General features: G+C 71.2%; 21 protein-coding genes. 17 read left to right on the top strand and 4 right to left on the bottom strand.

The features are described 5' to 3' along the window. Positions 1–41: 41 nt before the first annotated feature. Positions 42–554: an Lrp/AsnC family transcriptional regulator gene (locus ACFYL6_RS04015; RefSeq protein WP_238659941.1), complete on the bottom strand. Its 513-nt coding sequence runs from the start codon at positions 552–554 to the stop codon at positions 42–44. Positions 555–768: 214 nt separating this feature from the next. On the opposite strand from ACFYL6_RS04015, the gene ACFYL6_RS04020 reads away from it, so the two are divergent. The 14 genes from ACFYL6_RS04020 (at position 769) to ACFYL6_RS04085 (ending at position 15,506) form a co-directional block, all read left to right on the top strand. Then, positions 769–1,953 carry an extracellular solute-binding protein gene (locus ACFYL6_RS04020; RefSeq protein ID WP_387167109.1) on the top strand — a complete coding sequence of 395 codons (1,185 nt, stop codon included), beginning with the start codon at positions 769–771 and terminating at the stop codon, positions 1,951–1,953. Between the two features lie 5 nt (positions 1,954–1,958). After that, positions 1,959–3,110 (top strand): ABC transporter ATP-binding protein, encoded by a 1,152-nt coding sequence (locus tag ACFYL6_RS04025; protein WP_387168236.1) that lies wholly within the window; start codon positions 1,959–1,961, stop codon positions 3,108–3,110. Beyond that, complete coding sequence (locus ACFYL6_RS04030; protein ID WP_387167112.1) at positions 3,107–4,015, top strand: ABC transporter permease; 909 nt, start codon at positions 3,107–3,109, stop codon at positions 4,013–4,015. Before ACFYL6_RS04025 ends, ACFYL6_RS04030 begins: the two co-directional genes overlap by 4 nt. Before the next feature lie 55 nt (positions 4,016–4,070). Next, complete coding sequence (locus tag ACFYL6_RS04035; RefSeq protein ID WP_387167115.1) at positions 4,071–4,907, top strand: ABC transporter permease; 837 nt, start codon at positions 4,071–4,073, stop codon at positions 4,905–4,907. A gap of 90 nt (positions 4,908–4,997) precedes the next feature. Next, entirely contained in the window at positions 4,998–6,464 is a 1,467-nt protein-coding gene (locus ACFYL6_RS04040) for an NAD(P)/FAD-dependent oxidoreductase (protein WP_387167118.1), read from the top strand. Further along, on the top strand, positions 6,464–7,645 hold the full coding sequence (locus tag ACFYL6_RS04045) for a saccharopine dehydrogenase family protein (protein WP_387167122.1): 1,182 nt from the start codon (positions 6,464–6,466) through the stop codon (positions 7,643–7,645). Before ACFYL6_RS04040 ends, ACFYL6_RS04045 begins: the two co-directional genes overlap by 1 nt. 271 nt (positions 7,646–7,916) lie before the next feature. Next, entirely contained in the window at positions 7,917–8,660 is a 744-nt protein-coding gene (locus ACFYL6_RS04050; protein ID WP_387168239.1) for a G5 domain-containing protein, read from the top strand. A 245-nt stretch (positions 8,661–8,905) separates the two neighbouring features. Next, entirely contained in the window at positions 8,906–9,751 is an 846-nt protein-coding gene (locus ACFYL6_RS04055; RefSeq protein ID WP_387167124.1) for a DUF559 domain-containing protein, read from the top strand. A 411-nt stretch (positions 9,752–10,162) separates the two neighbouring features. Next, complete coding sequence (locus tag ACFYL6_RS04060; protein WP_387167127.1) at positions 10,163–10,828, top strand: response regulator transcription factor; 666 nt, start codon at positions 10,163–10,165, stop codon at positions 10,826–10,828. Next, positions 10,825–11,889: a sensor histidine kinase gene (locus tag ACFYL6_RS04065; protein ID WP_387167130.1), complete on the top strand. Its 1,065-nt coding sequence runs from the start codon at positions 10,825–10,827 to the stop codon at positions 11,887–11,889. The genes ACFYL6_RS04060 and ACFYL6_RS04065 overlap by 4 nt, the downstream gene beginning before the upstream one ends. Positions 11,890–11,962: 73 nt before the next feature. After that, positions 11,963–12,973 carry a threonine/serine dehydratase gene (locus ACFYL6_RS04070; RefSeq protein WP_387167133.1) on the top strand — a complete coding sequence of 337 codons (1,011 nt, stop codon included), beginning with the start codon at positions 11,963–11,965 and terminating at the stop codon, positions 12,971–12,973. Then, positions 12,970–14,100, top strand: coding sequence for a D-alanine--D-alanine ligase family protein (locus tag ACFYL6_RS04075; protein WP_387167136.1), 1,131 nt, complete (start codon positions 12,970–12,972; stop codon positions 14,098–14,100). Before ACFYL6_RS04070 ends, ACFYL6_RS04075 begins: the two co-directional genes overlap by 4 nt. Then, the gene (locus ACFYL6_RS04080; protein WP_387167140.1) at positions 14,097–14,774 is read left to right on the top strand and encodes a M15 family metallopeptidase; all 678 of its coding nucleotides are present in this window, start codon (positions 14,097–14,099) and stop codon (positions 14,772–14,774) included. Before ACFYL6_RS04075 ends, ACFYL6_RS04080 begins: the two co-directional genes overlap by 4 nt. A gap of 57 nt (positions 14,775–14,831) precedes the next feature. Beyond that, positions 14,832–15,506 (top strand): hypothetical protein, encoded by a 675-nt coding sequence (locus ACFYL6_RS04085; protein ID WP_387167144.1) that lies wholly within the window; start codon positions 14,832–14,834, stop codon positions 15,504–15,506. 39 nt (positions 15,507–15,545) lie between these two features. Here ACFYL6_RS04085 and gabT read toward each other — a convergent pair whose 3' ends face one another. Together gabT and ACFYL6_RS04095 are read right to left on the bottom strand one after the other, a co-directional pair. Beyond that, on the bottom strand, positions 15,546–16,853 hold the full coding sequence (gabT, locus tag ACFYL6_RS04090) for a 4-aminobutyrate--2-oxoglutarate transaminase (protein WP_387168242.1): 1,308 nt from the start codon (positions 16,851–16,853) through the stop codon (positions 15,546–15,548). A 27-nt stretch (positions 16,854–16,880) separates the two neighbouring features. After that, positions 16,881–18,317, bottom strand: coding sequence for a gamma-aminobutyraldehyde dehydrogenase (locus ACFYL6_RS04095; RefSeq protein WP_387167147.1), 1,437 nt, complete (start codon positions 18,315–18,317; stop codon positions 16,881–16,883). Positions 18,318–18,460: 143 nt separating this feature from the next. Here ACFYL6_RS04095 and ACFYL6_RS04100 point away from each other — a divergent pair, with 143 nt between their 5' ends. Next, positions 18,461–19,900 (top strand): aldehyde dehydrogenase family protein, encoded by a 1,440-nt coding sequence (locus ACFYL6_RS04100; RefSeq protein ID WP_387167150.1) that lies wholly within the window; start codon positions 18,461–18,463, stop codon positions 19,898–19,900. A 61-nt stretch (positions 19,901–19,961) separates the two neighbouring features. On the opposite strand, the gene ACFYL6_RS04105 is transcribed toward ACFYL6_RS04100, so the two are convergent. Continuing rightward, on the bottom strand, positions 19,962–21,203 hold the full coding sequence (locus tag ACFYL6_RS04105; RefSeq protein ID WP_387167154.1) for an SUKH-3 domain-containing protein: 1,242 nt from the start codon (positions 21,201–21,203) through the stop codon (positions 19,962–19,964). Positions 21,204–21,282: 79 nt separating this feature from the next. On the opposite strand from ACFYL6_RS04105, the gene ACFYL6_RS04110 reads away from it, so the two are divergent. Both ACFYL6_RS04110 and ACFYL6_RS04115 read left to right on the top strand, forming a co-directional pair. Then, entirely contained in the window at positions 21,283–21,705 is a 423-nt protein-coding gene (locus tag ACFYL6_RS04110; protein WP_387167157.1) for a YbaB/EbfC family nucleoid-associated protein, read from the top strand. After that, complete coding sequence (locus tag ACFYL6_RS04115) at positions 21,702–22,034, top strand: hypothetical protein (RefSeq protein ID WP_387167159.1); 333 nt, start codon at positions 21,702–21,704, stop codon at positions 22,032–22,034. Before ACFYL6_RS04110 ends, ACFYL6_RS04115 begins: the two co-directional genes overlap by 4 nt. The last annotated feature ends 6 nt before the right edge of the window (positions 22,035–22,040 follow it).

A 22,040-nucleotide genomic window follows, 5' to 3' on the forward strand; every position in this document is an offset into this window, starting at 1 on the left:
GACACCCCGACTTCCGGAAAACCGAGTGGATCAAGGGAAGCTCAGGCCGTACCCCAGGTGTAGGTCTGCTTGCGCAGCTTGAGATAGACGAACGCCTCGGTGGAGAGCACCCCGGGCACCGCGCGCAGCCGTTGCAGGATCTCCAGCAGGTGGTCGTCGTTGCGGCAGACCACCTCGGTGAGCAGGTCGAACGACCCGGCGGTGATCACCACGTAGTCGACCTCGTCCAGCTCGGCCAGCCGGTCCGCGACCGCCTCCAGGTCGCCGTCGGTCCGTAGGCCGATCATCGCCTGCCGGTTGAAGCCGAGCTGGAGCGGGTCGGTCACCGCCACGATCTGCATCACGCCGGAGTCCAGCAGTCGCTGCACCCGCTGACGGACGGCCGCCTCGGACAGCCCCACCGCCTTGCCGATCGTCGCGTACGGGCGGCGGCCGTCCTCCTGGAGCTGCTCGATGATCTGTTTGGCCACGTCATCCAGCAGAGCGTGATTGGCGCCTTCACGGACAGCGACGCGTCGACCGCCGTTGCTGTTCTCGTGCTGCCGGTTTGTCATTGCCCGCTCCCCATGTCCCGAATCGTGATGTCGCGCGTGTATCCCCGCGCAGTCTGGCGTATTTCGTCGTGCATCGCTATTCCCGCAACGGAATCCCTTGTAAGGGAGGTCACCTCATGTCAGGATCAGTCGTCCATGGCACTTGACCCTCCCGATATTCCCGCCGGCGTGCCTCCCCGTCCCGCCCGCCGACGATGACCCCCTAGGAGTCGTCATGCGTACTCCCCTCCGGCCCCTCTCCCGGCGTGGACTGCTCACCGGCACTCTCGGTTCGGCCGCCCTGCTCACCATGGGCGGCAGCCTCGCGGGCTGCGGCACCAAGGGCGCCCAGCAGACCGAAGCTGGCTGCGTCAGCGAGGACCTCTCCGGCACCGAGAAGAAACTGGCCTTCGCCAACTGGCCGCAGTACATGGACGTGGACGACAAGGACGAGTCCAAGCGACCGAGCCTCGACGAGTTCATCACGAAGACCGGCATTCAGGTGACCTACACCGAGGACATCAACGACAACAACGAGTTCTTCGGCAAGGTGCAGAACCAGCTCGCCGCCTGTCAGAGCACCGACCGCGACATCATCGTGCTGACCGACTGGATGGCGGCCCGGATGATCCGGCTCGGCTGGATCCAGAAGCTGGACCCGGCGAAGATCCCGAACGTGCAGGCCAACCTGCTTCCGTCGCTGCTCAACCGCCCCTTCGACGCCGAGAATCGAATCTCCATTCCGTGGCAGTCCGGCCTCGCCGGCCTGGCGTACAACGGCAACGTCACGAAGGAACTGCGGACGGTCGACGAGCTGCTCACCCGCCCCGACCTCAAGGGCAAGGTGACCGCGCTCAGCGAGATGCGCGACACCATGGGCCTGCTGCTCGGGTCGAACGGGCACGACCCGGCCAACTTCACCGCCGCCCAGTTCGACGACGCCCTCAACAAGCTCAAGAAGGCCGTCGACTCCGGGCAGATTCGCAAGTTCACCGGCAACGACTACGCGCCCGACCTGGCCAAGGGCGACATCGCCGCGTGCATCGGCTGGTCCGGCGACGTCATCCAGCTCTCCACTGAGGACGAGAAGGTGCGGTTCGTCGCGCCGGACTCCGGCGTGATGCTCTACAGCGACAACATGATGGTCCCCAACAAGGCCACCCACAAGGGCAACGCCGAAGCGCTGATCAACTACTACTACGAGCCGGCGGTCGCGGCGAAGCTGGCCGCGTACGTCAACTACATCTGCCCGGTCAAGGGCGCTCAGGCCGAGATGGAGAAGATCGACCCCGAGCTGGCCGCCAACCCGCTGATCTTCCCGGACGAGGCGCTGCTGTCGAAGTCCAAGGTGTTCATGGCCCTGGACGAGAAGCAGGAGAAGGAGTACGAGGGCAAGTTCCAACAGGTCATCGGGGCGTGACGAGGATGGCGCGCGAGACACCCGCCGGCGACCTGCGCCTGGCCAACCTCACCAAACGGTTCGGCGTCTTCACCGCTGTCGACGACCTGAGCCTGACCATCGAGCAGGGCTCGTTCTTCGCGCTGCTCGGCGCATCCGGCTGCGGCAAAACCACCACCCTGCGGATGATCGCCGGCCTGGAAGAGCCGACCAGCGGCCAGGTGCTGCTCGGTGACCGGGACATCGCGCGGCTGCGGCCGTACAAACGACCGGTCAACACCGTATTCCAGAGCTACGCGCTCTTCCCGCACCTCACCATCTTCGAGAACGTCGCCTTCGGGCTGCGCCGACGCGGCATCCGCTCGGTCGACGACGAGGTCACCCGGATGCTGTCGCTCGTGCAACTCGACGGTTACGGCAACCGCCGCCCCGCCCAGCTCTCCGGTGGTCAGCAGCAGCGGGTCGCGCTGGCCCGCGCGCTGATCAACCGGCCGCAGGTGCTGCTGCTCGACGAACCACTGGGCGCTCTCGACCTCAAGCTGCGCCGACAGATGCAGATCGAGCTGAAGCGGATCCAGACCGAGGTCGGCATCACCTTCGTCCACGTCACCCACGACCAGGAGGAGGCCATGACCATGGCCGACACCGTCGCGGTGATGAACGCCGGCCGGATCGAGCAACTCGGTCCTCCCGCCGACCTCTACGAGTTTCCCGCCACCGCCTTCGTGGCGAACTTCCTCGGCCAGTCCAACCTGCTCGCCGGCGAGGCCACCGGCGCCAGCGGCGGCGACGTCGCGGTGACGGCGCACGGCACGCGCTTCTCGGTGCCCGCCGGCCGGTCGCGGGCCGACCACGGCCCGGTCCACCTGGGGGTACGCCCGGAGAAGCTGATCCTGGTCGGCTCCGCCGACCAGGTGCCCGCTGGGCATCAGCACGTCACCGGAGTGGTCACCGACGCCTCCTACGTGGGAGTCAGTACGCAGTACCTGCTGCGCACCGGCTGGGGCACCGAGTTGTCGGTCTTCGCCGCCAACAGCGGGACGTCGGCGCGGGTGGCGGTCGGCAGCGAGGCCGTGGCGTACTGGGATCCGCGGCACGCGTTCCTGCTGCCCCGCGACGCCGCCGACAGCGACCGGACGTCGCCGGTGCTCGACGCGCCGGTGGGTGCGTCGTCGTGACCCTGCTGGCCCCCAGCGGAGCGGGGCACCCGCCACCCGCGCCACCGGCAGCCCGGTCCGGGCGGCGCCGACTCCTGCCGTACCTCCTGTTGTTGCCCGGCGCGGCCTGGCTGCTCATCTTCTTCGGTGTGCCGCTGGTGCAGTTGGCGGCGGCCAGCCTGTACGACCCCAGCGGCTCGCTCTCCACCGGGTACGCGATGACCTGGGCGGTCGGCAACTACCCGGACGTGGTGCAGGCGTACTGGCCGCAGTTCCTGCGCTCGTTCGGCTACGCCGGGCTGGCCCTGGTGCTGGCGTTGCTGCTGGGCTACCCACTGGCGTACGCCATCGCGCAGAAGGCCGGCCGCTGGAAGAACCTGCTGCTGGTGTGCGTCGTCGCGCCGATGTTCACCAGCTTCCTGGTCCGGACGCTGGCCTGGAAGACGATCCTGTCGGACAACGGCGCGCTCGTCGGTCTGCTGCGCGACGTGCACCTGCTCGCCCCGGACGGGCGGCTGCTGGCCACGCCGTTCGCGGTGGTGCTCGGCCTGACGTACAACTTCCTGCCGTTCCTGGTGCTGCCGCTGTACGCGAGCCTGGAGCGACTGGACCACCGGCTGCTGGAGGCGGCCACCGACCTGTACGCGAGCCCGGTGCAGGCGTTCCGTCGGGTGACCCTGCCGCTGTCCATGCCCGGTCTGGTCGCCGGCACGCTGCTCTTCTTCATCCCGGCCAGCGGCGACTACATCAACGCGGAACTGCTCGGCACCCCGAACGAATACATGATCGGCAACGTCATCGACTCGGCGTTCCTGGTCCGACTGGACTACCCGCAGGGCGCCGCGCTGTCGTTCCTGCTGATGGCGGCGATCCTCGCGGTGGTCTTCGGCTACCTCCGTCGAGCCGGCACGGAGGAGGTGCTGTGAGCGCGAGGAGTGCAGCGCAGCGGAACCCCGCAGTCGCGAACGAAGGGCTGCTCCGATGAGGGTTTCCCGCTGGCTGGCGGACCGCTGGGTGATGATCGTGGCGTTGCTGGTGCTCGGCTACCTGGCGCTGCCGATCCTGGTGGTGGCCGCGCTGTCGTTCAACCGGCCGTCGAGCCGACTGTCGTACGACTTCAACGAGTTCACCCTCGACAACTGGCGGCAGCCGTGCGCCACCTCGGACATGTGTGAGGCTGTGGTCCGCAGTGTGCAGATCGGCTTTATCGCCACCGTCGTCGCCACCGTGCTCGGCACCCTGATGGCGTTCGCGCTGGTCCGGCACCGGTTCCGTGGCCGGTCCGGGATCAACGTGCTGATCTTCCTGCCGATGGCCACCCCCGAGTTGGTGATGGGCACGTCGCTGCTGGCCCTGTTCGTGTCGGCGGGCGTACCGCAGGGCTTCTGGACCATCGTGATCGCGCACGTGATGTTCTGCGTGTCGTTCGTGGTGGTCACCGTGAAGGCGCGGCTCGCCGGGATGGACCGGCGGCTGGAGGAGGCCGCCATGGACCTCTACGCCAACGAGTGGCAGACGTTCCGGCGGATCACCCTGCCCCTGGTGCTGCCCGGCATCGTGGCCGCCGCGCTGCTGGCCTTCTCGTTGAGCTTCGACGACTTCATCATCACGAACTTCAACGCCGGCACCACCGTCACGTTCCCGATGTACGTCTGGGGCGCTGCCCAGCGTGGCATCCCCCCGCAGGTCAACGTGATCGGCACCGCGATGTTCGCGGTCGCGCTGCTGCTCGTGGGGCTCAGCTCGCTGCGCGGTCGACGGGCCCGCCGCGCCAACCTGCTGGCCGGGCCGGCAACTCCCGCGCGTCGGCCGTCATGACGCCCCCGCCTGCGGTTCGGCCGACCGGTGTGCCGTCATGACGCCCCCGCATGCGGTTCGGCCTCCGGATCGGCCGACCGGTGGGCCGTCATGACGCTCCCGCATACCGGGCGGGCACTGGCCGACGCGGCACCGGTGCCGTACTGGCTCGATCGCCCGGACCGCCCCGACCCGCTGCCGCCACTGGCTGGCCGGCACTCCGCCGACCTGCTGGTGATCGGCGGCGGTTACGGCGGACTGTGGGCCGCGCTGTTGGCGAAACAGGCGGACCCGGACCGGGACGTGCTGCTCGTCGACGCCGGGACCTGCGGTTGGGCCGCGTCCGGGCGCAACGGCGGGTTCTGCGCCGCCTCGCTGACCCACGGCCTCGCCAACGGCGTCGACCGGTTTCCCGACGAGGTCGGCGAGTTGGAACGCCTCGGCCGGGAGAACCTGGACGCCATCGCCGCCACCGTCGCGACGTTCGACATCGACTGCGACTTCGAGCGCACCGGTGAGCTGGCCGTCGCCGTCGAGCCGTACCAACTCGACGGGCTGGCCGCCGACGCGGACCTGGCCCGCCGGTACGGCCACCGGGTGCGGCTCCTGGACCGCGACGAGGTGCGCGCCGAGGTGCACTCACCGACGTACCTGGGTGGGATGTTCGACCCCGACCGGGTGGCCATGGTGGACCCGGCGAAGCTGGCCTGGGGTCTGCGCCGCGCCTGCCTGGACCTCGGCGTACGCGTGCACGAGCACACCCGGGTCACCGGCCTGCGCGCCGACGGTGCCGCGCTGCACGCCAGCACCCTGGGCACCGATCCAGCCGCCCAGCCGCCCGACCCTGGCCGGGCCGGCACCCGGGTCACCGGTCGACCCGGCTCGGTACGGGCGCGCCGGGTCGTGCTGGCCACCAACGCGTTCCCGCCGCTGCTGCGCCGACTGCGGGCGTACCTGGTGCCGGTCTACGACCACGTGCTGATGACCGAGCCACTCACCCCGGCCCAGCGCGACGCCATCGGGTGGCGCAACCGGCAGGGGCTGGCCGACACCGCCAACCAGTTCCACTACTACCGGCTCACCGCCGACGGGCGGATCCTCTTCGGCGGCTACGACGCCGTCTACCACTACGGCAATCGGGTCGCGCCCGAGCTGGAGCAACGACCGGCCACCTTCACCACCCTCGCCCGCCACTTCTTCACCACGTTCCCGCAGCTCGCCGACGTGCGGTTCAGCCACCGTTGGGGCGGGGTCATCGACACCTGCACCCGGTTCTGCCCGTTCTTCGGCACCGCCTACGGCGGTCGGCTGGCGTACGCGGCCGGCTACACGGGCCTCGGCGTCGGGGCCACCCGCTTCGGCGCCCGGGTGCTGCTCGACCTGCTCGACGGCGGGAACACCCCGCTGACCGGGCTCGATCTGGTTCGCCGCAAGCCATTGCCGTTCCCGCCGGAACCCGTCCGCGCGGTCGGCATCAATCTCACCCGCTGGTCACTGGCCCGCGCCGACGCGCGTGAGGGCCGGCGCGACCTCTGGCTCCGTACTCTCGATCGTTTCGGTTTGGGGTTTGATTCCTGATGCGTGTCCTCCTCGTCGGCGCCGGTGGCGTCGGCTCCGCCGCCGTAGCCATCGCCGCCCGCCGGGCCTTCTTCGAGATCATGGTGGTCGCCGACCACGACCCCGTTCGCGCCGAGCGGGCCGTAGCCGGGCACGGTGCCCGGTTCGTCGCCGCCCAGGTGGACGCCTCCTCGACCGACGCGGTCACCGCGCTGTGCCGGGAGCACCGGATCACGCACGTGCTGAACGCCGTCGACCCGCGGTTCGTCATGCCGATCTTCAACGGTGCGTTCGCGGCCGGCGCGGACTACCTGGACATGGCGATGTCGCTGTCACACGCCGAGACCGGGGTGAAGCTCGGCGACGAACAGTTCGCGCTGGCCGACACCTGGTCGGCGGCCGGTCGGCTGGCGCTGTGCGGCATCGGGGTCGAGCCCGGCCTCTCCGACGTGTTCGCCCGCTACGCCGCCGACGAGTTGTTCAGCGAGATTGACGAGATCGGCGTCCGGGACGGCGCGAACCTCACCGTCGACGGGTACGACTTCGCGCCCTCGTTCTCCATCTGGACCACCATCGAGGAGTGCCTCAACCCGCCGGTCGTCTGGGAGCGGGACCGGGGCTGGTTCACCACCGAACCGTTCTCCGAGCCGGAGGTCTTCCACTTTCCGGAGGGAATCGGGCCGGTCGAGTGCGTCAACGTCGAGCACGAGGAGGTGCTGCTCATTCCGCGCTGGGTCAAGGCGCGGCGGGTCACCTTCAAGTACGGCCTCGGCGACGAGTTCATCGACGTGCTCAAGACGCTGCACAAGCTCGGTCTGGACGCGGTCTCCCCGGTGCGGGTCCGCGGCGTCGACGTCTCCCCGCGTGACGTGGTGGCCGCGAGCCTGCCCGACCCGGCCACGCTCGGCGCCCGGATGCGCGGCAAGACCTGCGCCGGCACCTGGGTACGCGGCCTCGGCCCGGACGGGCAACCCCGCGAGGTCTACCTCTACCACGTGGTCGACAACGAGTGGTCGATGCGGGAGTACGGGCACCAGGCGGTGGTCTGGCAGACCGCCGTCAACCCGGTCGTCGCGTTGGAGTTGCTCGCCACCGGCGCGTGGGCCGGTGTCGGGGTGCTCGGCCCGGAGGCGCTGCCCCCGATGCCCTTCCTCGACCTGCTGGTTGATTACGGGTCACCATGGGCGATGGAGGAGCGGTGAGTCCGCCCCGCTGACGGCATCGCGACAGTTACGTCGCCGCCGTTGGACACCCGATCGCTTGTCGCTCCGGTGCGTGGGGGTCTGCGGCTTTTGTTGGTGCCGACACGCGCACGATCGGCCCTGCTCTGTTGACCCGCCGGGTTGCCGCGCCTGTCGACTCGTCCACCGTGAGCGTGCCCACGGATCTTGCGCGATGAGCGAAAGGCGCAGGTGACAAGCGCGACGGTGGATATTGCACGCTGTGTTTGCGACGACACTCATCGCCGTGACGATGCAACCACCACAGAACCCGGGGCCGCCGTACCCGCAGTCGTTCGGCCAGGCACCCCGACCGAACTGGTTCCGCCGAGCCACGCCCGCCAGCCGAGTCGCCGTGATCCTCGGCTCGGTGACCCTGTCGATCCTCCTGCTCTGCTGCACCGGCACCGCCATCGTCGGCGCGTTGACCGGCGAGCCGGAGCCGAGCAAGACCGGCACCGCCGCCGAGCAGCCGCAGCAGCCGATCCTGGCGGCGTCCGGCGAGCCGACGGAGGAGGCCCTCGCCCTGGCGGAGTCGCCGGTCGCCGTGCCCTCCAGCGTGCCCTCGTCGGCGGCAGCCGCGCCGGTGGTGCAGGTGACGACCGTGACGGAGCGGGCCGCGATCCGGTACGGCGAGCGGACCGTCAAGGACTCGTCGCTGGCCGAGGGCAAGCGGGTCGTCCGCACCAAGGGCGTGAACGGCGTGCGGACCCTGACCTACGAGGTGACCACCACCGACGGCGTGCGGACGGCCAAGAAGTTGGTCAAGTCCGTCGTGGCGAAGCAGCCGGTGACCCAGGTCGTCGCCGTCGGCACCAAGAAGCCGCAGTCGTCGAAGTGCGACCCGAACTACAGCGGCTGCGTCCCGATCGCCAGCGACGTCGACTGCGCGGGCGGCAGTGGCAACGGCCCCGCCTACGTCAGCGGGCCGATCAGGGTGATCGGCGACGACATCTACGACCTGGACCGAGACGGCGACGGCATAGCCTGCGACTAACCCCCGACCCGGCCCGGCCGCCCCCCCCGCCCCCGCCCCCCGCCCCCCGCGATCTTGCACTTTCTGTGCTCATCTTTCGCCTCTTATCGGGGCGTATCGGCAACAGGAAGTGCAAGATCGCGGAGTGGGGTGGGGTGCTTAGCACGGGTCGGGCCGGGTTGGGGGTTGTCCACAGGGGGGACGGTTTTCCACAGCTAGTCGTTGAGGGGCGATGCCGGGGGTCTTGGGTTGGTCAGCTTGCTGCCATGGCTACTCAGTTGTGGCGCACTGACGCGCTGATGCGGGAGCTCACCGTCGGGCGGATCCGTACCCGGCTCGATCGCGACGAATTGGTGCGTGTGCGTAGAGGGGTCTATGCAGACAAGCCCTGCGACGACGATGACGAACTGCGTGCCCTGATGCTCCGGCTACCCGATGGAGCGATGCTGGCGAGGCAGAGTGCCGCTCGCCGTTATGGCTTCGGGGTACTGCGCGACGACCTGATCCACATCCAGTTGCCCGCCGAGGTGCCAAAGCCCCGTCTACCTGGGGTGGTCGTTCACCGAACGGTGCTACCCGCTCGGCCGGTCTTCGTCGGAGGTCTGCCCTGCGTACCGGCGGCTCGCTGTGCGGTTGACCTGGCTCGCGCCGCCCGGCGGCTCGACGCACTCCCGGTGCTCGACGCCGCGCTCCGGTCGGGCTCGGTTAGCCAGGATGAGCTGATGGCCGAGGTCTCGGCCCACAACGCATTGCGCGGTGTCCGCCAGGCCCGGCAACTCATACCGCTGGCGGACGGCAGGGCGGAGTGCCGACAGGAAAGCCAGCTGCGGCTGATCCTGATCGACGGAGGGCTGCCCCCACCGGAGCCGCAACTATGGGTGGTCGACAGCTATGGCATCCCTCTGTACCGGCTCGATCTGGGCTACCGCGAACGCCGAGTCGGCATCGAGTACGACGGATTGTCGCACCTGGACCGTAACCGGCTCAGGCATGACAGGGAGCGGGTCAACTGGCTGGACGCAGCGGGTTGGCGGATGCGCTATTTCACCGACCGCGACCTCTACCGCCGCCCGCAACACATCAAAGCCACCATCCGCGCAGCCCTCTCCTAACCACCCACCCACCCACCCACCCACCCACCCACCCACCCCCACCCGCCCGCCCGCCCTGCCCTCACCCCCGCCTCACCCCCGTCGATCTTGCACTTTCTGCTCCGACAAATAACGCCCTTGAAGACATTTCGACAACACAAAGTGCAAGATCGACGGGGGGGGGGTAGGGGCGGGTGCTTCGGGGGGCCCGGAGGGCGTCGTGGCGCAGGTCACCCCTCGCGCCGGCCGTCGTGGTTACTGGGACGGACCGCGTAGATGGCGTGAGACGGGTACGAAGTCGACCGGGCCTGGCTTGTGGTGGTTTGCCGGCTGGACACTCGCGTGGAGGATGGCTGCGGCGGGTGCTTACAGAACCCTTAACCCGGGCCTGCGACGGTATGCCGGGCAAGCCGAACTGGGGGAGCGGAAAACGTGCGGGTGCTGGTGGCGGACGACGAGCGGTTGTTGGCGGACACGGTGGCCGAAGGGCTGCGTCGCCTTTCGATGGCCGTCGACGTCTGCTACGACGGTGACGGTGCGCTGGAGCGGGTCGGGGTGAACCGGTACGACGTCGCGGTGCTGGACCGGGACATGCCCGGGCACACCGGCGACGAGGTGTGCCGCAGCATCGCCGACTCACAGGTCGGCACCCGGGTGCTGTTGCTCACCGCGGCGGCCGGCATCCGGGACCGGGTGGAGGGCCTCGGGCTCGGCGCGGACGACTACCTGACCAAGCCGTTCGCCTTCGCCGAGTTGGTGGCCCGGGTGCAGGCCCTCGGGCGACGGTCCACGCCGGCGTTGCCACCGGTGCTCGCCCAGGACGGCCTGGTGCTGGACGTGGGCCGGCACGTGGCCACCCGGGAAGGCCGCCCGCTGGCGTTGAGCCCCAAGGAGTTCGCGGTGCTGCACGTGCTGCTGCGCGCCGACGGTCAGGTGGTCAGCGCCGAGGAGTTGCTGGAGCAGGCCTGGGACGAGTTCGCCGACCCGTTCACCAACGCCGTACGGGTCACCGTGATGACCCTGCGCAAGAAGCTCGGCGATCCCGCGATCATCCACACCGTTCCGAAGGCCGGCTACCGCATCGGTGGTACGGCGTGAGCTGGACGCCACGACGGCGGGTGCTGCTGGTGGGGCTGCTGGCGCTGCTGGCTGGGCCGCTGCTGCCGGCGATCGGCAAGTGGCTGACGGGCGTGACCTGGACCTGGGGGCAGCAGTTCTGTGACCTGCCCATGCCCGGGTTGTCAACGGTGTGCCGCGACGTGCGGCCGGGGGCGTTCGTGCTGCCCCTGGCGGCGGTACTGCTCGTGACAGTGGCCGCCCTGGTGGGGCTCTGGTTCGGCGCGGTCTGGTGCCTGCGCCCGGTCGCCGACCTGGCCGGGCCGATCGGGCACCTCGGCCCGCAGAACCTCGGCCACCGGATCCGGCCCCGGGGCCGCGACGAGTTGGCCCGGCTGGCCCGGGCGATCGACGAGATGATGGAACGCGTCTCCGCCGGGTACGAGGGGCAGCGGCGGTTCGCCGCGAACGCCTCGCACGAGCTGCGTACGCCGCTCGCCGTGCAGCGGACGCTCATCGAGGTCGGCATGGCCAGGGCGCTCAGCGGCGAGCAGCTGGAGTTGTTGACCGGTCAGCTGCTGGAGACCAACGAGCGCAACGAACGCCTGATCGAGGGCCTGCTCGCGCTCAGCGAGAGTGACCAGGGCCTCCGTTCGCGGATACCCCAGCGGTTGGACACGATCGTCGAGGCGGTGCTGGCCGGGTACCTGGACCGGGCCCGGGAGGCCGAGATCACCATCGAGACCAACCTCGCGCCCCGAGTCGTCGTCGGCGAGCGGGTGTTGCTGGAGCGACTGGTCACCAATCTGGTGGAGAACGGCATCAAGTACAACCGGCCGGGCGGCTCGCTGACCGTCGTGGTGAGCGGCGTGCCCGCGCTGTCCGTGGTCAACACCGGCCAGCCCGTGCCGGCCGAGGCGGTGGCCGGTCTGTTCGAGCCGTTCCGCCGGCTCGCCCGGGACCGGACCTCCCAGGGCGGCGGGGCCGGTCTGGGCCTGGCCATCGCCCGCTCGATCACACAGGCGCACGACGGCATCATCGCGGCCCGGCCCGCCGAGTACGGCGGTCTGCGGGTCGACGTCCAGCTACCCACTCTGACCTGACACTTCCACCCACCTTTCCCGGGGTCCACGTACCGCTGGATCCCGCCTGTGGTGTGCCCGAAAAGGAGAGACGATGTCACGCACCGTTGGCCAGGTCCGGGCCGATGTCGAGGAGGCCAGCCGCTGGCTTGCCGGCCGCGTGGTCCGCACGCCCGTGCTGCGGTCCCCGGTGATCGACGAGCTCGCCGGGGCGCGGGTCCTGCTCAAGGCCGAGAACCTCCAGAACGGCGGCTCGTACAAGATGCGGGGCGCGCTGCGCGCGGTCGGCCGCCTCGCCGCTGCCGGCCACAGCGGGGTGATCGCGCAGAGCACCGGCAACCACGCGGTGGCGGTGGCGTTGGCGGCCCGGCAGCACGGGCTCGCGGCGACAGTGGTGCTGCCGGTGGACGCGGCGCCGACGAAGGTCGACCGGGCACGCGCGGCGGGGGCCCGGGTGGTCTTCGCCGGCACCGGCGTCGAGGAGCGGGTGGCGGTGGCCAACGGGCTCAGCGACGAGAGTGGTCACCCGGTCATCGACGCGTACGACCACCCGGACGTGATCGCCGGGCAGGGCACCGCGAGCCTGGAACTGATCGAGGAGGCCGAGCGCGCGGGGACGCCGTTGGACGCGCTCGTCGTACCGGTCGGTGGTGGTGGCGGGGTGGCCGGCGCGTGCCTGGCCGCCGCCGGCTCGGGCATCGAGGTGTACGGCGTGGAGCCGGTGGGCTGCGACTCGCTCGCCCGCAGCCTGGCGGCAGGTGTTCGCGTGCCGGTCGTGTCGGCGCCCACCATCGCGGACGGACTGCGGCCGTCCTGCGTGGGTGAGCTGCCGTTCGCCATCGTGCGGGACGCGCTGCGCGGAGTCGTCCGGGTCGACGACGACGAGATCGCTGCGGCGTTCCGGCTGATCCTGACGGAGCTGAAGGTGCTGGCCGAGCCGTCCGGGGCGGCCGGCCTGGCCGGCGCCCTTCGGCTTCCGCCGGGGAAAGACCGGCGGCGGACGATCGGCGTGGTGCTGACCGGCGGAAACGTGGAGGCGGCGTTGGTGGCCCGGTTGATGGCCCCGCGTTCCGTCGACCTGGCTGGGGAAGGGGCGGCAGCGTGAGCGCGCCGATTCGGATCGGAATCCTGTTCGGTGGACCGTCGGCGGAGCACGAGGTGTCGTGTGCCTCGGCGCTCGGGGTGGCCCGGGCGCTCGCCGGCGGCGGCTACCGCACGGTCGCCATCGGCGTCACCCGCAGCGGCGGGTTTCGGCTGATGCCCGACGCGCTGCTGGCCGAGTTGCGCGACCGGCCGGCCGGTGAGCGGGCCATCGACGACCAGTTGGTGGTGACCGGGCCGGCCGTGGAGCTGCGGGCCGGTCCGCGTCCGGGCGTCGTGCAGGTGTCCGCCGGTAACGCCCCCGGCGCGGTGCACGCCGAGCTGGACGTGGTCTTCCCGGTGCTGCACGGTCCGTACGGGGAGGACGGTGTGGTGCAGGGGCTGCTGGAGTCGCTGAACGTGCCGTATGTCGGGTGCGGCATCCTCGCCTCGGCGGTGGGCATGAACAAGGTGGCGATGAAGCGGGCGCTGCGCGCCGAGGGCATCCCCGTCACTCCGTACGTGGCGTTCGACGCGCACACCTACCGGGCGGTCGACGATCCGGAGAAGCTGGTGACCGGGCTGAGTCGGCCACTCTTCGTCAAGCCGGCCAGCATGGGTTCGTCGATCGGCATCTCCCGCGTCGGCGAGGGTGACGACCTGGCCGCCGCCGTGGAGGAGGCGCTTCGCCACGACCAACTCGTCATGGTCGAGCAGGGGGTCGCCGGCCGGGAGTTGGAGTGCGCGGTGCTCGGCGGCTGGCGTCCCGAGGCGTCGGCGGTGGGCGAGGTACGGGTCACCGGCGGCTGGTTCGACTACCAGCAGAAGTACTTCGGCGACGCCGACCCGATGATCGTTCCCGCCGTGCTGCCGGACGAGGTGACCGCGCGGGTCCGCGAGCTGTCACTGCGGGCGTTCGCCGCGATCGGCGGTTGGGGTCTGGCCCGGGTCGACTTCTTCTACGACGAGACGGCCGGTGAGCTGTACGTCAACGAGCTGAACACGATGCCGGGCTTCACGGCGCACTCGATGTACCCGAAGGTGTGGGCCGCCGTCGGGGTCAGCTATCGGGAGGTGGTGGACCGGCTTGTCGAGTTGGCCCGGGTCCGGCACGCGGAACGGTCCGCGAGCACGACGGGGAGCGCCCCATGATCCTGCTCTCCGATCCCCGGGTGGCGGCCGTGCCCAGCGCCGACGACGGCGAGGAGTTCGTGGACCTGCGTGAGCTGCCGGAGCTGCGGCTCGACGCCCGGGCCGCCGACCCGGCCGGGGCGTACGCCCGGTTGCGGGCCGGTGTCGTGGACCGCCTGCTTGCCGCGCAGCGTGCCCTGCCCGGTGGGCTGCGCCTGCTGGTGGTCGAGGGCTACCGGCCGTACCAGGCGCAGTTGGCCATCTTCACCGGCTACCGGGACGAGCTGCGCCGACGGCACCCGGACTGGTCACCGGAGCGGCTGCACCGGGAGACCACGAAGTTCGTCTCACCGGTCGAGGTGGCCCCGCACAGCACGGGCGGCGCGGTGGACCTGACGCTCTGCACCGACGACGGTGTGGAGCTGGACCTGGGTACGGCCATCGACGCGACCCCGGAGGACAGCGCCGACGCCTGCTTCACCGACGCGCCGACGATCGGCGGCGCCGCCCGTCGGCACCGGCAGATCATGGTGGACGCCCTCGGCGGCGCCGGGATGGTGAACTACCCGACCGAGTGGTGGCACTGGTCGTACGGCGATCGTTACTGGGCGTTGATCACCGGGGCGCCGCACACCCGGTACGGGCCGGTTGACCTGGCCGCCGCACGATCGATACCCGTGCCGGCTGAACGGTAGGACGCTCCGGTCCGTACCGGTGGGTGAAGGACACCACCGAGGACGGGAGTGACGGCGATGAGGGTGCAGCGCAGGCACGTGCTGGCGGCGAGCGTGGCGGTGCTCGCCGCGGTGGGCGTGTCGGTGGGGACCAGCTTCGGGTTCGCCGACACGGCCCCGGCACGGTCGTCGGTCTGCTCCGGCTCGGTCACCTTCTCGGCGGAGGGCGGTGCGCCGGCGGCGACCAGCGACCGGTTCCCGGTGGGTACCCGGTTGCGGGTGACGAACCTGGACAACAACCGGGCGGCCACGGTGACGGTGACCGGCCCGTCGGGCAGTTGCGTGCTGCTCAACGCGGCGGCCATGGAGCTGGTCCGGGAGCCGGGGAAGAACGTGATCCGCCGCAACGTGGTGGAACGCGTCGACGGCGCGGCACCGCCCGCCGCCGCACCGGCACCCGGCACGGTCCGCCCCGGCGCGGCGTCGCCCGGCGCGCCCGGTCCGGCGCCCCGGTCGGCGTGCTCGGGAGCGATCACCTTCTTCGAGGAGGCGGCCGGGCCGGCGGCGACCAGCGGGCAGTTCCCGGTGGGCACCCGGCTGCGGGTGACCAACCTGGACAACAACCGGGCGACCACGGTGACGGTGACAGGCCCGTCCGGCAGCTGCGTGCTGCTCAACTCCGCCGCCATGGAGCAGATCCGCGAGCCGGGCAAGAACCTGGTGCGCCGCAACACGGTCGAGGTGCTGCGCTGACGTCGGGGGAGGGGCCCGTGCACCGGGCCCCTCCCCCGGTCAGCCGAAGGCGGCGTCGAGGAGATCGGCACCCCGGCTGAGCTGCTCGTCGGAGATCACCAGCGGGGGCAGGAAGCGCAGCACGTTGCCGTACGTGCCGCAGGTCAGGGTGAGCAGGCCGGCGGCGTGACAGGCCGCCGAGACCGCCGCGGTGGCGACCGGGTCGGGGGTGAGCGTGCCCGGCAGCACCAGCTCCACGGCGAGCATCGCGCCGCGGCCGCGTACCTCGGCGACCCGGGGATCCCGCTCGGCGATGGCCCGTAGCCGAGGGACCAGCACCGACTCGATCCGTCGGGCCGCACCGGCCAAGTCCAGCTCATGCAGGGTCTCGATGGTGGCCAGCGCTGCGGCGCAGGCGATCGGGTTGCCGCCGTACGTGCCACCGAGCCCGCCCACGTGCACCGCGTCCATCAGCTCCGCCCGACCGGTCACCGCGGCCAGCGGCAGCCCACCGGCGATGCCCTTGGCCAGTGTCACCAGGTCCGGCTCGACGCCCTCGTGCTGACAGGCGAACCAGTCACCGGTCCGGCAGAAACCGGTCTGGATCTCGTCGGCGACGAAGACCACCCCGGCCGCCGTCGCCCAGGCACGCAGCGCGGGCAGGAAACCCGGCGCGGGTACGACGAAGCCACCCTCGCCCTGGATCGGCTCGATGAGCAGCGCGGCGACGTTCTCCGCGCCGACCTGCTTCTCGATCATCTCGATGGCCCGGGTTGCCGCCTCCGCGCCGGAGAGCCCGCCATCGCGCAGCGGGTACGACATCGGCACCCGGTAGATCTCACCGGCGAACGGCCCGAACCGGTGCTTGTACGGCATGTTCTTCGCGGTCAACGCCATGGTCAGGTTGGTCCGGCCGTGGTACGCGTGGTCGAACACCACGACCGCCGGCCGCCCGGTGGCGTGGCGGGCGACCTTCACCGCGTTCTCCACCGCCTCGGCCCCGGAGTTGAACAACGCGGAGCGCTTCTCGAACCCGCCGGGCGTCAACACGTTGAGCTGCTCGCACACCGCCACGTACGACTCGTACGGCGCGACCATGAAGCAGGTGTGGGTGAACCGCTCGACCTGCGCCCGGACCGCCTCGACCACCCTCGGAGCCGAGTTGCCCACGCTGGTCACGGCGATGCCGGCGGCGAAGTCGATCCACTCCCGGCCGTCGACGTCGGTGATCGTCCCGCCGGACGCGTGGTCCACGTAGGACGGAATCACGCTGCCGACACCCCGGGCCACGGCACCGCCGCGCCGCTTGTGCAACTCCTCGGAAGACGGCGCGGCGCCGCTTTTCGTTCGCGGCTGCGGGGCTCGCAAACCCGGCTCACTCCTCGCGCTCACGGTTCAGCCCTCGATGTTGTGCATGACGTGCTTGATCCGGGTGTAGTCCTCCAGGCTGTAGACCGAGAGGTCCTTGCCGTGCCCGGAGTGCTTGAAGCCACCGTGCGGCATCTCGGAGACGAACGGGATGTGCGTGTTGACCCAGACGCAGCCGAAGTCCAGTCGACGGGTCATCCGCATGGCCCGGCCGTGGTCCCGCGTCCAGACCGACGCGGACAGGCCGTAGTCGACGCCGTTGGCCCAGCGCACCGCCTCGTCCTCGTCGGAGAAGCGTTGCACGGTGATGACCGGCCCGAACACCTCGTCCTGGATGATCTCGTCGGCCTGCCGCAGCCCGGAGACCACCGTCGGCGCGTAGAAGTAGCCGCGTTCGCCCTGCCGGGACCCGCCGGTCTGGATCGCCGCGTGGTCCGGCAGGCGGTCCACGAAGCCGCTGACCCGGGTGAGCTGGTTGGCGTTGTTCAGCGGACCGTAGAGGACGTCGGCGTCGTCCGGGGCGCCGGTCTTCGTGCTGCGGGCCTGCTCGGCGAGCGCCGCCACGAAGTCGTCGTGGACGCCGGGCCCGGCCAGCACCCGGGTGGCCGCCGTGCAGTCCTGCCCGGCGTTGAAGTAGCCGCCCAGCGCGATGGCCTCGGCCGCCGCGGCCACGTCCGCGTCGTCGAAGATCACCACCGGGGCCTTGCCGCCCAATTCCAGGTGGGTGCGCTTCAGGTCGGGGGCCGCCGCGGCGGCGACCTCCATGCCCGCGCGGGTCGAGCCGGTGATCGACACCAGCTGCGGGGTCGGGTGCGACACGAGGGTACGACCGGTGTCCCGGTCGCCGCAGACCACGTTGAACACCCCGGGCGGGAAGAACTCGGCGGCGATCTCGGCGAGCAGCAGCGTCGACACCGGCGTGGTGTCCGACGGCTTGAGCACCACCGTGTTGCCGGCGGCGAGCGCGGGGGCGATCTTCCAGACCGCCATCATCAGCGGGTAGTTCCAGGGGGTGACCTGCGCGCAGACGCCGATCGGCTCACGCCGCACGTAGGAGGTGTGCCCGGCCAGGTACTCCCCGGCGGACCGCCCCTCCAACATCCGGGCGGCGCCGGCGAAGAACCGGAACTGGTCCACCGCCGGGGGAAGCTCCTCCTCGGCGGTGAGCTGGCGGGGCTTGCCGGTGTTGCGGACCTCGGCGTCGACCAGCTCGGCGGCCCGCGCCTCCACGGCGTCGGCGAGCTTGAGCAGCGCCCGCTGCCGCTCGGCGGGAGTGACCTCCCGCCAGCTCTCGAACGCGGTGGCGGCGGCGCTCATCGCCGCGTCCACGTCGGCGGCGCCGGAGACCGGGGCCTGGGCGAACACCTCACCCGTGCAGGGGTCGATCAGGTCGGCGTAGCCGCCATCGACCGGGTCGACGTAGGAGCCGTTGACGAAGTTGCGCAGCTGCTGCTGGTCACTCATGGCGGGATCACTCCGAGGGGGCCGGGGGCGCGGTTCTGCGGCGGTTATCGCAATCTCTCTGCCATCTTGGCCACCGAATTCGCGGCAGACAAGGGTTATCGCGACTGTTTCCGTCGGCAGGTCCCTCGGTTACGCTGCTCGGCGTGGAGCCCACACCCTTCTTCGTCGCCTCCCGCCCCGTCACCGGCGAGGGTGAGCTGACCGTCCACCACCCGTACGACGGCCGCCCGGTGGGGCGTACCACGATTGCCACGCCCGACCAGGTCGACGCCGCCGTCGCCGCGGCGGCCGGGGTGGCCGCGCAGGCCGCGGCCCTGCCCGCGCACGCCCGCGCGGCGGCCCTCGACCACGTGTCCCGGCGGCTCGCCGAGCGCGCGGACGAGATCGCCGCCCTGATCACCGCGGAGAACGGCAAGCCGCTCAAGTGGGCCCGCGCCGAGGTCGGGCGTGCGGTGTCGACCTTCCGCTGGGCCACCGAGGAGGCCCGCCGCTTCTCCGGGGAACTGCAACGACTCGACACCGACCCGGCCGCCGGCGGGCGGATCGCGCTGGTCCGGAGGGTGCCGCGCGGGCCGGTGCTGGGCATCACGCCGTTCAACTTCCCGCTCAACCTCGTCGCCCACAAGGTGGCGCCGGCCATCGCCGTCGGCGCGCCGATCATCGTCAAGCCCGCGCCCGCGACGCCTTTGACCGCGTTGCTGCTCGGCGAGCTGCTGGCCGAGACCGACCTCCCGGCCGGGATGTTCTCGGTACTGCCGCTGCCCAACGACCGCGCCGCCGAACTGGTCACCGACCCCCGGCTACCCGTGGTGTCGTTCACCGGCTCCGGGCCGGTCGGCGCGGCTCTCCGCCGGGCCGCGCCCGAGAAACACGTGACGCTGGAGTTGGGCGGCAACGCGGCCGCGGTGCTCTGCGCGGACTGGACCGCCGACGAGGACCTGGACTTCGCCGCGCAGCGCATCGCGACGTTCGCCAACTACCAGGCCGGCCAGTCGTGCATCGCCGTCCAGCGGGTGTACGTGCACCACGCTCGCTACGCCGACTTCCTGCCCCGGCTGGTGGCGGCGGTGCGGGGGCTGCGGACCGGAGACCCGGCGTCCGAGCTGACCGACGTCGGGCCGATGGTGTCCGAGGACGCGGCCCGCCGGGTGGAGACGTGGGTGGCCGAGGCCGTCGACGCCGGCGGCACCGTCGAGGTGGGCGGCCTCCGCGACGGCGCGACCTACCCCCCGACCATCCTCACCGGCGTGCCGGCGAGCGCCAAGGTGGTGGCCGAGGAGGTGTTCGGGCCCGTGCTGGTGGTCGCCCCGGTCGCCGACGACCAGGCCGCGTTCGCCGCGGTCAACGACTCGGCGTACGGCCTGCAGGCCGGCGTCTTCACGCGGCGCCTGGACGTGGCCTTCGCCGCCGCCCGCGCGCTGGAGGTGGGCGGGGTGATCGTCGGCGACGTGCCGTCGTACCGCGCCGACCAGATGCCGTACGGCGGGGTCAAGGGTAGCGGCGTCGGTCGGGAAGGGCTGCGCAGCGCGATGGACGACTACACCGAGCCCCGGGTCATGGTGCTGACCGGCCTCGCCCTCTAGGCCGGCGGCACTGCCGCGTTAGGCCGGCGGTGTTGCCCTTCAGGCCGGCGGCGCTGCCGCGCTAGTCGGCCGGCCAGGTGCCGTCGTCGCGAACCCGGGCGGGGGCGCGGCCCAGCAGCAGGGTGGTCAGCGCGGCGTCGATGGTGTCGCCGAGGAACCACTCGCCGGCCTGGTCGAGCGCGAAGACGCGACCGCGCTCGTCCACCGCCAGGATGCTGTCCTGCTGTTCGGTGCCGATCGGAAAGAGGCGTACGCCGAGCACCGCGCCGAAGTCCGCGAGGGTGTCGGCGGTGTGCGCGATGGCGTGCGGGCGGATGTCGAAACGGGAGATCCACACCTGCTCGCCCCGGCCGCGCCGCGCGCCGACCAGGCTGGGGAACGCGGTCAGCGCCTCCACGGCGGCGGGAAAGACCTCGTGCCGATGGTTGCGACCGTGCACCGACGTGACGTCCCGTACCGCGGCGGCGGCCATGATCTGATCCCCGATGTGTGGCCGCCACCCGGCCGCGACCAGCGCGTCCGCGACCTCCGCCGGGAAGCGCCCGGGATCGGGGTCGGGTGCCTCGGGTGCCCGCCAGGTCTCGGTGTAGGCGCGAGTCGACTCCGGCAGGACGTTGGCCCGAATCAGGAAGCTGATGCACGAGTCGCAGGGCCGCTCGGCGGGCCCACCAGCGGGATCACCCGGCTCACGGATCCGGAAGATCTCGAAGCGGGCGTTCTCCAACAGCGCGGCTGCCTCGGCCCGCCCCATCGGCGCGATGCCCTCGGCGGCGCGGCGGTGGTCGTACTCGTGCAGGACGTCGGAGACCACGATCAGCTCCGCGTGGGCCTCACCGCCGCGAACCAACTCGCCCGGGGGCAGTTGGTGGAGGTAGTCGCGGACGAGCGGGTGATGGTTGAGCGGCACGTCGGCCTTCGTGCCCTGGGCCGTCCAGATCCGCCCGTCGATGGTCAGGTGCGCGGCGGTGTTCGGGGTGGCGCCCCGGTGGATCTCCCGGACCAGCAGGCTGGACGGATCGACAGTGCGGGGAGCGGTCGGCCCGGCGGGTTGGCTACGCCGGTACAGCTCCGCCACCACAGTGCTCGGCACCCGGGGCCAGGTGGTGACCTTGCCGGTCTGCTTGTCGATGACTGTCGTCGGCAGGTCACCCGGCACCGTGCGCACCTCGGTGGGCACGACGGACGTGATGACGTAACCCAGGTCGAACTCGTCGACCATCGCGGTGCACTCGTGGCCGAGGCGCTGCGAGTCACGGCGGGCCCAGGTGGCCGCGAGCTGCTCGGCCTGTTGACGGTCGATCACGCATTGAAACTACCGGACTACACGGATCGATGGCGGCCGGTATTGTTTCGCTCTACCGACGGTGACGGGAGGGGCGGCGGTGGACGAACAGGCGGACCGGGGCGTCAATCGCGAGCTACGGGCCCGATTCGACGACGTTTATGGGCAATATCAGCAGCTCAGGTCCGGTTTGGACACCCTCCAGACGCGGCTCGCCGCACTGCGGGTGACCCGCCGGTCGGCCGACGGGCAGGTGACGGCGACGGTGGGCGCGCAGGGCCAGCTGATCGAGGTCGAGCTGACGTCGGCCATCTACCGGGACCGCGACGCCGGGGCGCTCGGCCGAAAAGTCACCGAAACGATCCGGGCTGCCGCGACCGCCGCCGCCGACGCCACCCGCGACCTCGTCGCCGAAAGCATGCCGGCCGGCTCCGGGGCGACGGACTTCCTCAAGACCGGCGACTACGCCGCGCTGCTCGGTCGGGCCGACGCCGCACTCGGCAAAGGTGAGGCGAAGGCATGACCGACGGGCAACTCTGGCTCGATCCGTCCCGGGCCCGCCGGGGAGGTGCCGACCTGGCGCTCGCCGGCGAGGCGGTGACGGCCCGTCGTGCGGCGGAGGGCGGTGCCATCGAGGCCGCCAGCGGTGCCCGGCCCTGGGGCCGCGACGACATCGGCGCGGCCTTCGAGCGCAACTACCGCGGGTTCGAGCAGACGGTGCTGCGGGCCTGGGCCGGCGTCGGGCACCGGCTCACCGAGCTGGGCAGCGACGTGGTCGAGGCCGTCGACGCGAGCGTGCAGACCGACGGGGCCAGCGCCGCCCGGGTCGGTCGGACCGCTGACCGACGCTGACGGCCG

Origin of the sequence: Micromonospora sp. NPDC007208, assembly GCF_042869175.1 — a bacterium.
Taxonomy (GTDB): domain Bacteria; phylum Actinomycetota; class Actinomycetes; order Mycobacteriales; family Micromonosporaceae; genus Micromonospora; species Micromonospora foliorum.

What these genes read in the sequence shown, in the direction of transcription:
- ACFYL6_RS04015 (WP_238659941.1), bottom strand. Translation starts at nt 554, where the DNA reads ATGACAAACCGGCAGCACGAGAACAGCAACGGCGGTCGACGCGTCGCT.
- ACFYL6_RS04070 (WP_387167133.1), top strand. Translation starts at nt 11,963, where the DNA reads ATGTCACGCACCGTTGGCCAGGTCCGGGCCGATGTCGAGGAGGCCAGC.
- ACFYL6_RS04055 (WP_387167124.1), top strand. Translation starts at nt 8,906, where the DNA reads ATGGCTACTCAGTTGTGGCGCACTGACGCGCTGATGCGGGAGCTCACC.
- ACFYL6_RS04115 (WP_387167159.1), top strand. Translation starts at nt 21,702, where the DNA reads ATGACCGACGGGCAACTCTGGCTCGATCCGTCCCGGGCCCGCCGGGGA.
- ACFYL6_RS04050 (WP_387168239.1), top strand. Translation starts at nt 7,917, where the DNA reads ATGCAACCACCACAGAACCCGGGGCCGCCGTACCCGCAGTCGTTCGGC.
- ACFYL6_RS04085 (WP_387167144.1), top strand. Translation starts at nt 14,832, where the DNA reads ATGAGGGTGCAGCGCAGGCACGTGCTGGCGGCGAGCGTGGCGGTGCTC.
- ACFYL6_RS04045 (WP_387167122.1), top strand. Translation starts at nt 6,464, where the DNA reads ATGCGTGTCCTCCTCGTCGGCGCCGGTGGCGTCGGCTCCGCCGCCGTA.
- ACFYL6_RS04035 (WP_387167115.1), top strand. Translation starts at nt 4,071, where the DNA reads ATGAGGGTTTCCCGCTGGCTGGCGGACCGCTGGGTGATGATCGTGGCG.
- ACFYL6_RS04040 (WP_387167118.1), top strand. Translation starts at nt 4,998, where the DNA reads ATGACGCTCCCGCATACCGGGCGGGCACTGGCCGACGCGGCACCGGTG.
- ACFYL6_RS04020 (WP_387167109.1), top strand. Translation starts at nt 769, where the DNA reads ATGCGTACTCCCCTCCGGCCCCTCTCCCGGCGTGGACTGCTCACCGGC.
- ACFYL6_RS04080 (WP_387167140.1), top strand. Translation starts at nt 14,097, where the DNA reads ATGATCCTGCTCTCCGATCCCCGGGTGGCGGCCGTGCCCAGCGCCGAC.
- ACFYL6_RS04025 (WP_387168236.1), top strand. Translation starts at nt 1,959, where the DNA reads ATGGCGCGCGAGACACCCGCCGGCGACCTGCGCCTGGCCAACCTCACC.
- ACFYL6_RS04095 (WP_387167147.1), bottom strand. Translation starts at nt 18,317, where the DNA reads ATGAGTGACCAGCAGCAGCTGCGCAACTTCGTCAACGGCTCCTACGTC.